Source organism: Streptomyces sp. NPDC029836 (assembly GCF_055574495.1).
Genome location: NZ_JBVHZI010000013.1, coordinates 19,766 through 34,180, shown reverse-complemented (window position 1 = coordinate 34,180; position 14,415 = coordinate 19,766). Strand labels below are relative to the sequence as shown.

At 74.0% G+C, this 14,415-nt stretch carries 12 protein-coding genes; 9 read left to right on the top strand and 3 right to left on the bottom strand.

Annotation, left to right across the window (positions count from 1 at the left end; all coding sequences use genetic code 11):
- The first annotated feature begins 47 nt into the window (after positions 1–47).
- The 3 genes from ACZ4XJ_RS29750 to ACZ4XJ_RS29740 all read left to right on the top strand — a co-directional run bounded on the left by ACZ4XJ_RS29750 (position 48) and on the right by ACZ4XJ_RS29740 (position 5,496).
- On the top strand, positions 48–1,679 hold the full coding sequence (locus tag ACZ4XJ_RS29750; RefSeq protein ID WP_468498003.1) for a succinic semialdehyde dehydrogenase: 1,632 nt from the start codon (positions 48–50) through the stop codon (positions 1,677–1,679).
- A 62-nt stretch (positions 1,680–1,741) separates the two neighbouring features.
- On the top strand, positions 1,742–3,586 hold the full coding sequence (locus ACZ4XJ_RS29745) for a GMC oxidoreductase (RefSeq protein WP_468498002.1): 1,845 nt from the start codon (positions 1,742–1,744) through the stop codon (positions 3,584–3,586).
- Positions 3,587–3,759: 173 nt separating this feature from the next.
- The gene (locus ACZ4XJ_RS29740; protein WP_468498001.1) at positions 3,760–5,496 is read left to right on the top strand and encodes a hypothetical protein; all 1,737 of its coding nucleotides are present in this window, start codon (positions 3,760–3,762) and stop codon (positions 5,494–5,496) included.
- 298 nt (positions 5,497–5,794) lie between these two features.
- Here ACZ4XJ_RS29740 and ACZ4XJ_RS29735 read toward each other — a convergent pair whose 3' ends face one another.
- Positions 5,795–6,058 (bottom strand): chorismate mutase, encoded by a 264-nt coding sequence (locus tag ACZ4XJ_RS29735; protein ID WP_362881853.1) that lies wholly within the window; start codon positions 6,056–6,058, stop codon positions 5,795–5,797.
- 300 nt (positions 6,059–6,358) lie between these two features.
- On the opposite strand from ACZ4XJ_RS29735, the gene guaA reads away from it, so the two are divergent.
- The 4 genes from guaA to ACZ4XJ_RS29715 all read left to right on the top strand — a co-directional run bounded on the left by guaA (position 6,359) and on the right by ACZ4XJ_RS29715 (position 10,788).
- Positions 6,359–7,951, top strand: a complete 1,593-nt coding sequence (gene guaA, locus ACZ4XJ_RS29730) for a glutamine-hydrolyzing GMP synthase (protein ID WP_362881851.1) — start codon at positions 6,359–6,361, stop codon at positions 7,949–7,951.
- Between the two features lie 134 nt (positions 7,952–8,085).
- The gene (locus ACZ4XJ_RS29725) at positions 8,086–8,865 is read left to right on the top strand and encodes a class II aldolase/adducin family protein (RefSeq protein WP_362881849.1); all 780 of its coding nucleotides are present in this window, start codon (positions 8,086–8,088) and stop codon (positions 8,863–8,865) included.
- 102 nt (positions 8,866–8,967) lie between these two features.
- A complete protein-coding gene (locus ACZ4XJ_RS29720) occupies positions 8,968–10,233 on the top strand; it encodes a hypothetical protein (protein WP_468498000.1) in 1,266 nt (421 codons plus the stop codon).
- Between the two features lie 24 nt (positions 10,234–10,257).
- Positions 10,258–10,788: a TQO small subunit DoxD gene (locus tag ACZ4XJ_RS29715; protein ID WP_362881845.1), complete on the top strand. Its 531-nt coding sequence runs from the start codon at positions 10,258–10,260 to the stop codon at positions 10,786–10,788.
- On the opposite strand, the gene ACZ4XJ_RS29710 is transcribed toward ACZ4XJ_RS29715, so the two are convergent.
- Positions 10,707–10,958 carry a hypothetical protein gene (locus tag ACZ4XJ_RS29710; RefSeq protein WP_362881843.1) on the bottom strand — a complete coding sequence of 84 codons (252 nt, stop codon included), beginning with the start codon at positions 10,956–10,958 and terminating at the stop codon, positions 10,707–10,709. The genes ACZ4XJ_RS29715 and ACZ4XJ_RS29710 overlap by 82 nt on opposite strands.
- Positions 10,945–12,243: a PspC domain-containing protein gene (locus ACZ4XJ_RS29705; RefSeq protein ID WP_468497999.1), complete on the bottom strand. Its 1,299-nt coding sequence runs from the start codon at positions 12,241–12,243 to the stop codon at positions 10,945–10,947. The genes ACZ4XJ_RS29710 and ACZ4XJ_RS29705 overlap by 14 nt, the downstream gene beginning before the upstream one ends.
- Before the next feature lie 131 nt (positions 12,244–12,374).
- On the opposite strand from ACZ4XJ_RS29705, the gene ACZ4XJ_RS29700 reads away from it, so the two are divergent.
- Together ACZ4XJ_RS29700 and ACZ4XJ_RS29695 are read left to right on the top strand one after the other, a co-directional pair.
- Positions 12,375–13,667, top strand: coding sequence for a PspC domain-containing protein (locus ACZ4XJ_RS29700; RefSeq protein ID WP_383989205.1), 1,293 nt, complete (start codon positions 12,375–12,377; stop codon positions 13,665–13,667).
- A complete protein-coding gene (locus ACZ4XJ_RS29695; RefSeq protein ID WP_281209609.1) occupies positions 13,664–14,353 on the top strand; it encodes a LuxR C-terminal-related transcriptional regulator in 690 nt (229 codons plus the stop codon). The genes ACZ4XJ_RS29700 and ACZ4XJ_RS29695 overlap by 4 nt, the downstream gene beginning before the upstream one ends.
- Positions 14,354–14,415 lie beyond the last annotated feature (62 nt).

The window sequence follows — 14,415 nt, the reverse complement described above, 5'->3', positions numbered from 1 at the left end:
TTACCCACGGGTACCCAAAGGCCTCCCGGCGGCATACGCTCACGGCCATGACGGACTCGCAGGCCCCCGCCGCCCCCCTCCGCAGCGCACCGCGGCCCACCAACCCGGCCGCCCCGGCCCCGGCAGGCGTGCGCACGGCCGCCGACGTGGTGACTCCCGACCTGGTCGCCCGGCTGACCCGCGGAGTCATCGGCTCCGGCCGGACCGCCAACCACACCCCCTTCACCGGGGACAAGCTGGCGGACCTGCCCGAGGCCGGCCCCGAGGACGTGGCGGAGGCCTTCGCCCGGGCCCGCGCCGCCCAGGGCGCCTGGGCCGCCGTCCCCGTACGCCGGCGCGCGGCCGTGCTGCTGCGCTTCCACGACCTGGTCCTGGAGCGGCAGGCGGAGGTGCTCGACCTCATCCAGCTGGAGACGGGCAAGGCCCGCCTGCACGCCCACGAGGAGGTGCAGGCCGTCGTGGTCGCCGCCCGGCACTACGGCCGCAGGGCGCCCTCCTACCTGCGCCCCAAGGGGCACACCGGCGCGATGCCGACCCTCACCAAGGTGACCGAGCTGCGCCAGCCGCGCGGGGTCGTCGGCCAGATCGCCCCCTGGAACTACCCCCTCGAACTCTCCGTCGGCGACGCCCTGCCCGCCTTCGTCTCCGGCAACGCCGTCGTCATGAAGCCCGACACCGAGACCGCCCTCACCGCACTGTGGGCCCGTGACCTGCTCATCGAGGCCGGCCTGCCCGCCGAGGTCTTCCAGGTCGTCCTCGGCGAGGGCCCGGTCGTCGGCCCCGAGGTCGTCCGGCACGCCGACTACGTCTCCTTCACCGGCTCCACCCGCACCGGCCGCGAGGTCGCGCAGGGCGCCGCCGCCCGCCTCGTCGGCGTCAGCCTGGAACTCGGCGGCAAGAACGCCATGCTCGTCCTCGCCGACGCGGACGTGGAGAAGGCCGCCGCGGGCGCCGTCCGGGCCTGCTTCTCCTCCGCCGGCCAGCTCTGCATCTCCATCGAGCGGCTCTACGTCCACGCCTCGATCGCCGACGAGTTCGTCGAGCGCTTCGCCGCCCGCACCAAGGCCATGCGCCTGGGCAGCGCCCTCGCCTACGGCGCGGACATGGGCTCGCTGGTCGGAGAACGGCAGCTGGAGACCGTACGCCGGCACGTGGACGAGGCCGTCGCCAAGGGAGCCGTCCTCGTCGCCGGCGGCGTCGCCCGCCCCGACCTCGGCCCGCTCTTCTACGAACCCACCATCCTCGACGGGGTCGAGGCCCCGATGGCGGTCTGCGCCGAGGAGACGTTCGGACCGGTCGTCTCCGTCTACCGCTTCACCGACGAGGACGAGGTCATCGCCCGGGCCAACGACACCAGCTACGGCCTCAACGCCAGCGTCTGGACCAAGGACGCCCGCCGCGGCCACTCCGTGGCGGCCCGCCTGCGCACCGGCACCGTCAACATCAACGACGGCTACGCCCCCGCCTACGGCAGCGCGCAGGCGCCCATGGGCGGCATGAAGGACTCCGGACTCGGCCGCCGGCACGGCTCCGAGGGCATCCTCAAGTACACCGAGGCGCAGACGGTGGCCCACCAGCGGCTGCTGCCCATGGCCCCGTCGATGGGCATGGACGACGAGCAGTACGCGCGGTTCATGACCCGCAGCCTCAAGGTCCTCAAGGCGCTGCGGTTCCGCTAGGACGTCCGGGCCGTTCAGGCCATTCCGACGTCGCCGGGCGCGACCGATTGGGAGGCACGGGAGTGTCGTACGAGAACGACGGCGGCCGCGGAGGCGGCCCGGAGGACGGGTACGACTACGACGTCCTCGTCATCGGATCGGGCTTCGGCGGGGCCGTCTCCGCGCTGCGGCTCAGCGAGAAGGGCTACCGGGTCGGCGTCCTGGAGGCGGGGCGCCGCTTCACCCGCGAGAGCCTGCCCCGCAACAGCTGGGACCTGCGCAACTACCTGTGGGCGCCCGCCCTCGGACTGTTCGGGATCCAGCGCATCCACCTGCTCGGCAACGTGATGGTGCTGGCCGGCGCCGGTGTGGGCGGCGGCTCGCTCAACTACGCCAACACCCTCTACGTGCCGCCGGCGGCCTTCTTCGAGGACCGGCAGTGGGCGTCCATCACCGACTGGCGCGCGGAACTGGCCCCGTACTACGACCAGGCCAAGCGGATGCTCGGCGTCCGACTCAACCCGACGCTGACGCCCTCCGACGTCCACCTCAAGGCCGCCGCCGAGAAGATGGGCGTCGGGGACTCCTTCCACATGGCCCCGGTCGGCGTCTTCTTCGGCGACGGCGAGGACGCCGGAGGAGCGGGCGGAACCGGCGACGAGCGCCGGGTCCTGCCCGGACAGGAGGCGGCGGACCCGTACTTCGGCGGCGCCGGCCCGGCCCGCCGGGCCTGCACCGAGTGCGGCGAGTGCATGACCGGCTGCCGGCACGGCGCGAAGAACACCCTGAACGAGAACTACCTGCACCTCGCCGAACGCGCCGGCGCCGTCATCCACCCCATGACCACCGTCACCGCACTCTCCGAACACCCCGACGGCGGCCACCGCGTCCGCACCGTCCCCACCGACCACCGCCGCAAGGGCCGGGCCAGGGTGCTCCGCGCCCGGTACGTGGTCGTCGCGGCGGGCACCTACGGCACCCAGACCCTGCTGCACGCCATGAAGGACCGGGGCGAACTGCCCCACCTCTCGGACCGGCTCGGCGAGTTGACCCGGACCAACTCCGAAGGCCTGGTCGGCGCGCAGACCGACGACCGCCGCTACCGCAGGCGGCACGGCGGTGTCGGGCGGGTCGACTTCACCCGGGGCGTCGCCATCACCTCGTCCGTCCACCCGGACGTCGACACCCACATCGAGCCGGTCCGCTACGGCAAGGGCTCCAACGCCATGGGGTTCATGACCATCCTCCAGGTGCCCTACGGCGCGCACCGGGTGCGGTCCTGGCTCGCCCGCACCGCCAAGCACCCCGTCCAGCTGCTGCGCGCGCTGTCCAACCGGCGCTGGTCGGAACGAACGATCATCGGCCTGGTCATGCAGTCGGTGGACAACTCCCTGACGACGTACCGCAAGCCCGGCGGCCTCGGCAAGGGCCTGCTGACCGCCCGGCAGGGCCACGGTGCCCCCAACCCCGTGCAGATCGAGGCGGCGACGCGGGCAGCGAGCCTGCTGGCCGAGGAGATCAACGGCTTCGCCGGGAGCAACATCGGCGAACTGATGGGGACCCCGCTGACCGCGCACTTCCTCGGCGGCTGCCCCATCGGCGCCTCAGCGCGGGAGGGCGTCGTCGACCCGTACCACCGGCTGCACGGGCACCCGGGCATCTCGGTCGTCGACGGTTCGGCCGTCTCCGCGAACCTCGGCGTCAACCCGTCGCTGACGATCACGGCGCAGGCCGAGCGGGCGATGTCGTACTGGCCCAACAAGGGCGAGGCGGACCGGCGGCCCGCGCAGGGGGAGGCGTACGTACGGCTGGCGGCGGTGGAGCCGAACCGGCCGGCGGTGCCGAAGGAGGCCTTCGGGGCGTTGCGGCTGCCGTTCCTGGCGGTCCCGGACGTGCCCCGCAGGCAATCGGAGCCCGAACCATCCTGAGAAATGACGACGGTGAGCACCGCGCTCCCCCTCCGAGCGCGGTACTCACCGCAGTACATGAGTGACTGTCGGTCGCCGGAGAAGGTTGTACCGGAATCCCGTCCCCGGGGCTGTGGTGTCGGTCACACGGCGTAGTGCGCAACTGTGCGGGCGGTCCGGCGGTCAAGGGGGGCATGAGACGTCGCATCGCCCTGCTGGCCGTCTGCGGCCTGTTCGCCGCAGGGCCGGCCGTCCCCTCCGCACACGCCGCGCAGCCGCTGATCGCCCTGGTCGGACCGGCCGCGCTGACCCTCCCGGCGCGCCCCGCGACGGGTGACGCGCGGCCGACGCCGTTGGCGTTCCGCCTGGACCTGCCGGCCGCGGGGGAGGGCCACGGGGCGGACGGGGACACCGCGACTTCCGCGACTTCCGCGACCGACACGGCCGGCGCGACGGGCGCCGACGGCTTCGGCGGCGGTGACGTCACCTTCACCGTCGACCTGAGCGGCGTCGCGGGCGTGGCCGTCGTCCGGGAGGGCGGGGCCGCGCCGGCGGCGAGGTGCGCCGCCGAGGGCGCCCGCCTGATCTGCGTCGAGCGGGAGGTCCGCCCGGGCGCGAGCGTGGTGCTCGACCTGGACGTCAGCGCCGAACAGGGCGCCGGAGCCGGCGCGAGCGGCACCCTCACCGTCATCGCCCGGGCGGCCGGCGTGGCCGTCGCGGCGGCCGTCACCCGCGTCACGGTCGGCGGCCCGGACCTGGCGGTGGAGGAGCTGCGGCTCAAGCGGGACCCGAAGCCGGGCGAGAGCCAGCCGCTGCCGCTCGCCTTCGCGAACCGGGGCACCGGCCCGGCGAGCGGCGTGGTCCTGGAACTCACCACCACCCGCGGCCTGGAACTGGCGCGGCGCTACGACAACTGCGCCTACCGCACCGGCCCGACCTCGACCACCGCCCTGTGCACCGTCGCCGGACACTTCGCCGCCGGCGAGGTCTGGGAGACGGCCGCCGACAGCCCCCTCGACCTCAGGGCCACCCCGTTCGCCCGCGCCGAACTGCTCGGCTACGGCGTCACCCCGGCCGGCCCGGGCCACACCGGGCGCCCGTCCGCGGACCGGCCCGCGCACGGCGGCCCCGCCACCGGCCGGACGCTGACCCTCGTCAGGCGGGCCGGGTCGACGACCCCGGGGGCGCTCGTCCCGCCCGGCCGGGCCTCGCGCGGCGCGGCCCCGGCGGTCCGCGCCGACCGGCGCGAGTTCGGCTTCGCCGTCGAGAACGCGGCGGACCTCGCGATCGAGCCCCTGGCTGTCCGGGGCGCCGCCGGGACCCGGGTCAGGGCCGCGGTCGTGCTGCGCAACCACGGGCCGGCCTGGGTGTTCGACCCCCGGCCCGGAGCCGCCGCGACCGTGGTCGACGTACGGGTGCCGCCGGGCGTGCGGGTGACCCGGGTCCCCGCCGGTTGCCGGGTCGTGCCCGGGCGCGGGCCGGCCCGTCTGCTGTGCGCGACGGGGCCGTCCGTACGGGAGTCCGAGCGCGTCGAGTTCGTCCTCGAGCTGCGGATCGAGCAGGTGGTGCCGAACGCCCAGGGCGCCCTCGTCGTGGGCGGCCCCGGCCCGCGGGGCGAGCCCCGAAGGGCCGCCTTCGATCCGTACCCGGCCAACGACGCCGCGCTCTTCCTGGCCAACGCGACGGGCACCGCGATCGGTCCGGGCCCCGCCGCCCCGGTCGCGATCCCCGACCCGTGGATCGCGCAGGACCCGACGGACGGCCCCGGCGCGAGGGAGCGGACGAGCGCCGCCGGGGGACTGGGCGACGACGGCCCCCTCGCGCCCACCGGCGGCATCGCGGGCCTGCTCGGTTTCGGCGGGGCCGCGCTGGTCGCGGCGGGCGGCGCGCTGTACGTGGTCTTCCGACGCCGCCGCGCGGGGCGCGGCTGACGCCGCCGAAGGGACCGGGGCCCCGGAGAACGACCGGGGCGGACATGAGAACGGCCGGCCCGGGGCGTCCCTCGGGCCGGCCGTCCTTCACGGGGTGACCGGGCTGCTGTCCCCTGCCGTCCGGTCACGCGAAGGAGCGATGTCCCACGACGCACACCCTCGGGCGGTACGTCTCATCGCTCCCGCTGAGCCACGCGTGGTGGTGCGGACCCGCGCCTGGCCGGCGCGGACATCCACCCCAACGAAGCGCCGCGGGGCCGGTCACGGCCCGGACGGGTGACGAACGGCGGCACGCGCCTCAGACGCGGCCCCGGCACAGCTCCAGCAGGGTCATCGCGAGCGCGGTACCGGGCTTGCCGAGGGCGTCGCTCCAGTGCGCCAGCACCTCCATCTCGCGCGACAGGTGCACCCGGCGGCCCCCGGAGCCGATGCGCGCGTCCTGGATGACGGTCGAGACGGCCGTCCGCTCCTGGATCAGGCCGATGATCCGGTCGTCGATCGCGTCGATGCGGATCCGGGAGTCGGCGATGAGCTGCTCGGGGGTGGTGGTGATCGTGGTCATGTCGGTGCTCCTGTGGGTGGTGGGGACCGACGGGAGCGGAAACGCCGGAGCGCCCCGGTCCTGTCGGACCGGGGCGCTCTGGGAAGTCAGTGGCTCAAGCGAGCATCACGATGACCCATGGCGACCGGACCGGCCGGTGCCATAGGTAAAGAGGAAGCTCAGCTGCTTGCGCATGGAACGGATTATCACCTTCCGTCCCGCTCCGGGCCAAGCCGGTTCGGATGGTGAGACGAAAAGGGGCTGGGGACCCCCGTTAGAATCGACAGAACAAAGCCACCTCTTCCGCCGGAAGGCCGCCCCGTGCCAGAAGCACCCTCCGCCGCCCACGACAGCGCCCCGGACACGGTTCTCGTCGTCGACTTCGGCGCCCAGTACGCCCAGCTCATCGCCCGCCGCGTCCGCGAGGCCCGGGTCTACAGCGAGATCGTGCCCAGCACGATGCCCGTGGCCGAGATGCTCGCCAAGGACCCGAAGGCGATCATCCTCTCCGGCGGTCCGTCCTCCGTGTACGAAGAGGGTGCCCCGCGCCTGGACGACTCCCGTGCCCTCTTCGAGGCGGGCGTCCCCGTCTTCGGCATGTGCTACGGCTTCCAGCTGATGGCGACCACCCTCGGCGGGACCGTCGACAACACCGGCGCGCGCGAGTACGGCCGCACCCCGCTGGCCGTCTCCAAGTCCGGCTCCACCCTCTTCGAGGGCACCCCGGACAACCAGGCGGTGTGGATGTCCCACGGCGACGCCTGCTCCGCCGCCCCCGAGGGCTTCACCGTCACCGCGTCGACCGGCGTCGTCCCGGTCGCGGCCTTCGAGAACGACGAGAAGAAGCTGTACGGGGTCCAGTACCACCCCGAGGTCATGCACTCCACGCACGGCCAGCAGATCCTGGAGCACTTCCTCTACCGCGGCGCGGGCCTGGCCCCCACCTGGACGACCGGCAACATCGTCGAGGAGCAGATCGCGGCCATCCGCGAGCAGGTCGGCGACAAGCGCGCCATCTGCGGCCTCTCCGGCGGCGTGGACTCCGCGGTCGCCGCGGCCCTCGTCCAGAAGGCCATCGGTTCGCAGCTGACCTGCGTCTACGTCGACCACGGCCTGATGCGCAAGGGCGAGACCGAGCAGGTCGAGAAGGACTTCGTCGCGGCCACCGGCGTCCAGCTGAAGGTCGTCGACGCGCAGGAGCGCTTCCTGACCGCGCTGGCCGGCGTCTCCGACCCGGAGACCAAGCGGAAGATCATCGGCCGCGAGTTCATCCGCGTCTTCGAGCAGGCCCAGCTGGAGATCCTGCAGGAGGACGGCCCCGCGGTCGCCTTCCTCGTCCAGGGCACCCTGTACCCGGACGTCGTCGAGTCCGGCGGCGGCACCGGCACCGCGAACATCAAGTCGCACCACAACGTCGGCGGCCTCCCCGACGACATCGAGTTCGAACTCGTCGAGCCGCTGCGCCAGCTGTTCAAGGACGAGGTCCGGATGGTCGGCCAGGAACTCGGCCTGCCCGACGAGATCGTCCAGCGCCAGCCGTTCCCCGGCCCCGGCCTCGGCATCCGCATCGTCGGCGAGGTCACCAAGGAGCGCCTGGACCTGCTGCGCGAGGCCGACGCCATCGCCCGCCACGAGCTCACCGCCGCCGGCCTCGACCGGGAGATCTGGCAGTGCCCGGTCGTCCTGCTCGCGGACGTCCGCAGCGTCGGCGTCCAGGGCGACGGCCGCACCTACGGCCACCCGATCGTGCTGCGCCCCGTCTCCTCCGAGGACGCGATGACCGCGGACTGGACGCGGATGCCGTACGAGGTGCTCGCGAGGATCTCCACCCGGATCACCAACGAGGTCCCCGACGTGAACCGCGTGGTCCTGGACTGCACGAGCAAGCCCCCGGGCACCATCGAGTGGGAGTAGGACTCCCCTCACGCACCACCGACGGAGCCGCCGCCCCCATCCCGGGGCGGCGGCTCCGCCGTTTCCGCGCGCGCCCGCCCCTGGCCTCTTCGACCGGCCGCCGGTACCTTGCGCGGCGACCCGCAGGAGGTGTCATGGCCGAACGACCCGGACCCGTCCCCGTGGAGCGGCTGCGCTTCGACATGCCGCCCGTCCACGACACCGTCGAGGAGGAGCGCGCCCACCGCAAGGAACGCCTCGCCGAGGCGCTGCGGCTGCTGGCCCGGCTCGACCACGAGGACGGCCCGGCCGGCCTGGTCACCGTCCGGGACCCCGGTTTCGAGGACTGCTACTGGGTCAACCCCTTCGGCCTGGCCTTCGGCGGGCTCACCGCCGACGACCTGTTGCTGGCCGACGGCGAGGGCCGCGTCCTCCACGGTGCCCGCCGGCTCAACGAGTTGGCCTTCGCCGTGCACGTCGCCGTGCACCGGGCGCGGCCCGGGGCGGTGGCCGTCGTCCGCACGCAGGCCCCGTACGGCAGGGCGCTCGCCGTGCTCGGCGACCTGCTGGCGCCGCTGACGCCCGAGGCCTGCGCCTTCTACGAGGACCACGCCCTGCTGGACGAGTTCACCGAGGACGGGCCCGTCGCCGCCGCCCGGATCGCGCACGCGCTCGGCCCCTACAAGGCGCTGATCCTGCGCCACCGCGGGCTGCTGACCGTCGGGGACTCGGTCGACGCGGCCGTCTGGTGGTTCGTCGCCGCCGAACGGGCCGCCCGGGTCCAGCTGATCGCGCGGGCCGCGGGCAAGCCCGTACCCGTCGACCACCGCGGCGCCGTCCGCACGCGGGAGCGGTTCGGCTCCGATCTGGCGGCCTGGGTGAGCTACCAAACGCTGCGCCAAGGGGGCGACGCGCCCATGACGTCAACATCATGAACGGTTAATCACCTGCTCTGACATCGTGCGCAATCCGGAGCACTGCCGCAGTGGTGCACAATTCGCTGGCATTGCACCGGAGTTCAGAGAGGCGGCACGCGCGTGGCTGTCCAAGAGATCCCCCGAACCACCCACGGCGGCGCCTGCACCTGCGACGACTGCCCGCACGGCGCACGGGAGGGACACCGCAGGGCGGTGGCCGCCTTCCTGGAGAAACGTGACGGGTTCGCCGCCGGCCAGGGGGTGCCGGCCGCCGTGGCCCACTCCCTCGGCGCCTCCCGCCAGTGGGTGTCCGACGAACTGACCCTGTCCGCCCGCACCGCCGCCGACCGCGGCCGCGAGGCCGGGCACTCCTGGCTCTACCTGCTCTCCCGACGGGCCGTCCTCACCCTGTGGATCGCCGCCGGCGTCCTGCTCGTGGTGCAGGTCGGCACCGCCCTCGGCACCGGCTGGTCCACCGCCCGCACCGCCGCCCTGCTGGCCGCCCTCGTGCTGGCCGGGCTGCTCACCGTCGCCGCCCGCGCCCAGTCGCTGCGCGGCGGACTGCTGGCCCCGCTGGTCGGCGAGGACAACCGGCTGTCCACCTCCAAGGCCGTCCCCGCCGCCTGGCTCGTGCTCACCGCGTTCGCCGCGCTGCTGCCCGCGCTGCGGCTCGCGGCCTCCGCCCCCGGCCCCGAACGGGACACCCTCTACGCCGGACTGGCGCTCGGCCGCGCGCTGCCGCTGCTGGCGGTGCTCGGGCTCACCTCGGGCGTCGCGGTGCTGGTGCGCCGGGTGGTCACCGTACGGATCATGAACCAGCGGCTCCAGAAGCTGCCCGCGGACCGGCCCGCCGGGGCCGACCTGCTGACCGACGACGCCGGGCGGTGCAGCTTCCCCGACGCCCAGTACGTCCTCGTCTCCACGATCGTGCTGGCGTACGCCGCGGTGACGTTGGCCCGCTTCCCCGACCGGCTGCCGCGCCTGCCCTGGTCGCTCGCGCTGCTCGTCGCCCTGTCGGCGGTGGTCTACCTGGCCGCGAAGTACGCCGAGGGCAGCCGCCCGCTCGTGCTGTCGGTGGTGCGCCGACGGGAGCCCGGGGACCTGGACTCCGCCGTCCGCCCCGGGGACGACATCGAGATCCGCGGCGTGGGCTTCGTACCGCCGGGGGCGCAGACCCCCGAGATGATGGCCCGGCTGGTCGTCCGGATCGGGCAGGTGCACGTCCACGTGCCGCTGGTCCCGGTGACCGGCGGCTTCACCAACCCGTCGGACGCGGTACTGACCGTGCCGGTCCCCGCGGAGGTCGAACCGGGGCGCACCGATGTCCAGGTGGTGACCGCCGCCGGAGTGGAATCGAACCGCTACAGCATCGACGTGGCGGAGTGAACGGCGACGGGGTATGCATGGGGCGTGACCCGAACTGACGTCCTTTCCGGTGCTCCCTGCGGCCTGCGGGACCGAGCCGCCCGGTACGCACTCCTGCCCCTGCGCCTCTTCCTCGGCGTGACCTTCGTGTACGCCGGTCTGGACAAGCTGACCGACTCCGCGTTCCTGTCCGCCACCGGCGTCGGATCCATCGGCGAGATGATGCGCGGGGTGCGCGACACCTCCGCGATCCCCGCCCTGGTCGACCTGGCCCTGAAGGCGCCCGTCGGGTTCGCCGTGGTGCTGGCCGCGGGTGAACTCCTGGTGGGCCTGGCCACCCTGGCGGGACTCCTGACCCGGCTCGCCGCCGCCGGCGGGGCGCTGATCGCGCTCAGCCTGTGGCTCACGGTCTCCTGGGCGGTCACCCCGTACTACTACGGCAACGACCTCGTCTACCTGGTCGCCTGGCTCCCGCTGGTCCTCGCCGGGGCCCCCTACCTGTCGCTCGACGCGCTCGCCGCCCGGCGCTCCGAGGACTCCCCGAGCCGGTGGCGCCTGTCGCGGCGCACCGCGTAGGTGACCATGCCGACGAGCGCGGCGAGCGAGAGCCCGCCCAGGGCCATCGGCACCACCAGGAACCACGGCACGTCGGTCCCGCCGTTCGCGTCGAGCAGGTAGAGCACCCCCGCCGCGATCAGGACCAGCCCGGCCAACAGCCGTCCCGGCTGGAAGTCATGACGCCGCACGGGCCACCTCCACCTGTCCCACGGCCGCGCTCAGCCGCAGCTCGATCGTCCCGCCGGCCTCGGTGCCGGCGGGGGGCGGCAGCGTCGCCTCCCGGGTTTCGCCGCCGCGTCTGATGCGTACGTCCTCACCGGTCTCGCCCGGCATCCGGATGTCACCCAGCCGGACGGTGACCACGGCCTTCGCGGTGACCTCCCGGGGCAGGACCACCTTCAGCCGGCCCGCCTCGATGGAGGCGCCGACCGACACCGTGGAGCCCTTCGGCACGTCCAACCGGCTCAGGTCGAGGGTGGCCAGCCCGGTGCCCGACGCGTACACGGGCCGTACGTCGGCCACCGCCGCCGGACGCCAGGCGACCTCCCGCCAGTCGGTGCCGATCTCGCGCGGCAGCGCGGTCGCCGCCGCCAGCAGACCCGCGGTGAGCAGCCCGAGCAGGATCGTGCCGAACCCGGTGCGGCCCTTGACCGAGCTGAGGGCGAGGCCCAGTCCGAAGACGGTGAGGGCGCAGGCGAGGCCCACCTGGAGGGCGTGCCCGAGGGTGCTGCCCTCCCACACCGAGCCCGCGCCGACGCCCGCCGCGACGAGGGCCAGCACGAAGACCCGGCCACCGATGCCCCCGCCGAACCCGCGCACCGCCACCGGCGGGCTCGGCCGTGCGGCCGGTCCCTCACCGTCGGAGGCCGGAGAGGTGTCGTCGGGGCCCCACAGGTAGCCGCTCGCCCCGACGGGTCCCGTCGTACCGTCCTTCACCAGCGGATCGCGCCACCAGGACGGGCTGCCGGGCACGGGCGGGGCCTGCGTCTCGGGCGGTGCCGGGGACGCGGGCCGGGACGCCGCCGGGACCTCGGCCTCGGGGGCGTAGGTGTGCCGGTGCCGCTGGGACCAGTACGAGGCGCCGCCGAGCGCCAGGATGACCAGGACCGAGAAGACCCCCATCACCCCGTTGTCCATCATCGACAGGAACAGCGCGCAGCCCACCAGCGCGCTGAACACCGCGGCCAGGGTGGCGCCCTCGACGCGGCCGGTCAGCAGCCGCTTCCCCTCGCTGTCGTCCTCGCCCTCCTGGGGCAGCAGCAGCCAGGCGAACCCGTAGAAGATCAGGCCGACGCCGCCGGTGACGGCGAGCACCCCGAGGACGATCCGGAACACCAGCGGGTCCAGGTCGAAGTACCGGCCGAGGCCACCGCAGACGCCCGCGAGGACCTTGTCGCGCTTGCTGCGGCGCAGTGGCGGCCGCGGGGCCGCGGCGGGAGCCCCGGCGGCCGGGGCGTCGTGTACTTCGGTCATGGGTCCATGGTGACGGGCCGTACGGCCGCGTGGCACCCGGCCCGACCCTGGCGCAACCCTGATATCCCCCGGCCGTAACTGGGGGGATGCCCTGATGCCCGCGGTCCCGCGCGCGTGTGACCATCGGTGACATGCCCGCAGCCGCCGCCTCCCGCACCCCGCACGCACCGGACCCCGCCGATCCCGCGATCCCGCACCGCCGGCTCTACCGCAGCGCCGACGGCCGGATGCTCGGCGGCGTCGCCCGCGGCCTGGCCGGGCACCTCGGGCTGCCGGTGCTATGGGTCCGCCTCGCCTTCCTCGGCATGTTCATGTTCGGAGACGGGCTCGGGGTGCTGCTCTACGCGGCGTTCTGGGTCTTCGTACCGCTCGGCGTGGGCGGCAGCACCGGACACCACTCCTTCTTCGAGACCCTCCCCGACGGCACCCGCCGGCTGCGCAAGCCCGGCAAGGGGCAGATCTCCGGCCTGATCGCGCTCGCCGTCGGCGCGGGCATCTTCTTCTCCCAGCTCCGCGTCGGCGGCGAGAACGGCCGCTACGTCTGGCCGACCCTGCTCGTCGGCGCCGGCGTCGTCCTCGTCTGGCGCCAGGCCGACAACGCCCGCCGCGCCCACTGGAGCGCCGCCGCCGGCCGACACGGGCGCCTCTTCCAGGTCGTGCGGGCCCTCGCGGGCGTCGCCCTCGTCGGCGTCGGCCTGACCCTCTTCATCGTCGTACGGGGCTCCGCCGCCCAGCTGGGCAACGTCCTCACCGCCACCCTCGCCGTCCTCGTCGGCGTCGCCCTGCTCGCCGGACCCTGGCTGATCCGGATGACCCAGGACCTCTCCGAGGAACGCCTGATGCGCATCCGCGCCCAGGAACGCGCCGAGGTCGCCGCCCACGTCCACGACTCCGTCCTGCACACCCTGACGCTGATCCAGCGCAACGCCGAGGACGTCGGCGAGGTGCGCCGACTGGCCCGCGCCCAGGAACGCGAGCTGCGGAACTGGCTGTACAAGCCCGAGGGCACCGGCAAGGACGAGGCCGAGGAGCCCACCACCCTCGCCGAGGCCGTGAAGAAGACCGCCGCCGAGGTCGAGGACCACCACGGCGTCCCCATCGAGGTCGTCGTCGTCGGCGACTGCCCGCTCGACGAGAAGCTGGCCGCACAGATCCAGGCCGCGCGCGAGGCAATGGTCAACGCGGCCAAGTACGGTGGCGAGGGGGGCCCGGTACAGGTCTACGCGGAGGTCGAGGGCAACACCGTCTTCGTCTCCGTACGGGACCGCGGACCGGGCTTCGACATCGACGCCGTACCGGACGACCGGATGGGCGTACGAGAATCGATCATCGGCCGGATGCAGCGCAACGGCGGGACCGCGCGACTGCGGTCCGCGCCCGACGGCGGCACGGAAGTCGAGCTGGAGATGGAGAGGGCGGCATGACCGAGGACAACGCGGTGACGGAGGCCAGGCGGGTCCGGGTGGTGCTCGTCGACGACCACCGGATGTTCCGCACCGGAGTACAGGCCGAGATCGGGGAGACCGCGCGCACCGGCGTCGAGGTCGTCGGCGAGGCGGCCGACGTCGACCAGGCCGTCACCGTCATCACCGCCACCCGCCCCGAGGTGGTGCTCCTCGACGTGCACCTGCCCGGCGGCGGCGGCGTCGAGGTGCTGCGCCGCTGCGCCCCGCTGATGGCGGCGGCCGAGAACCCGGTGCGGTTCCTGGCGCTGTCGGTGTCGGACGCCGCCGAGGACGTCATCGGCGTCATCCGGGGCGGCGCCCGCGGGTACGTCACGAAGACCATCACCGGCAGCGACCTGGTCGACTCGGTCTTCCGGGTCCAGGACGGCGACGCGGTGTTCTCGCCGCGACTGGCCGGCTTCGTGCTCGACGCGTTCGCCTCGACGGACGCCCCGCCCGTCGACGAGGACCTCGACCGGCTCACCCAGCGCGAACGCGAGGTGCTGCGGCTGATCGCGCGCGGCTACGCGTACAAGGAGATCGCCAAGCAGCTGTTCATCTCGGTGAAGACCGTCGAATCGCACGTCTCGGCGGTCCTGCGCAAGCTCCAGCTGTCCAACCGCCACGAACTGACCCGCTGGGCGACGGCCCGCCGCCTGGTCTGACCGCCCGGCCGCGGCCTCGTACCGACCGCCCGGCGATGTGATCCACATCGCGGTCGGTCGGT

Coding starts and splice junctions, on each gene's coding strand:
- ACZ4XJ_RS29750 (WP_468498003.1), top strand. CDS start 48: ATGACGGACTCGCAGGCCCCCGCCGCCCCCCTCCGCAGCGCACCGCGG.
- ACZ4XJ_RS29740 (WP_468498001.1), top strand. CDS start 3,760: ATGAGACGTCGCATCGCCCTGCTGGCCGTCTGCGGCCTGTTCGCCGCA.
- ACZ4XJ_RS29735 (WP_362881853.1), bottom strand. CDS start 6,058: ATGACCACGATCACCACCACCCCCGAGCAGCTCATCGCCGACTCCCGG.
- ACZ4XJ_RS29725 (WP_362881849.1), top strand. CDS start 8,086: ATGGCCGAACGACCCGGACCCGTCCCCGTGGAGCGGCTGCGCTTCGAC.
- ACZ4XJ_RS29705 (WP_468497999.1), bottom strand. CDS start 12,243: ATGACCGAAGTACACGACGCCCCGGCCGCCGGGGCTCCCGCCGCGGCC.
- ACZ4XJ_RS29700 (WP_383989205.1), top strand. CDS start 12,375: ATGCCCGCAGCCGCCGCCTCCCGCACCCCGCACGCACCGGACCCCGCC.
- ACZ4XJ_RS29695 (WP_281209609.1), top strand. CDS start 13,664: ATGACCGAGGACAACGCGGTGACGGAGGCCAGGCGGGTCCGGGTGGTG.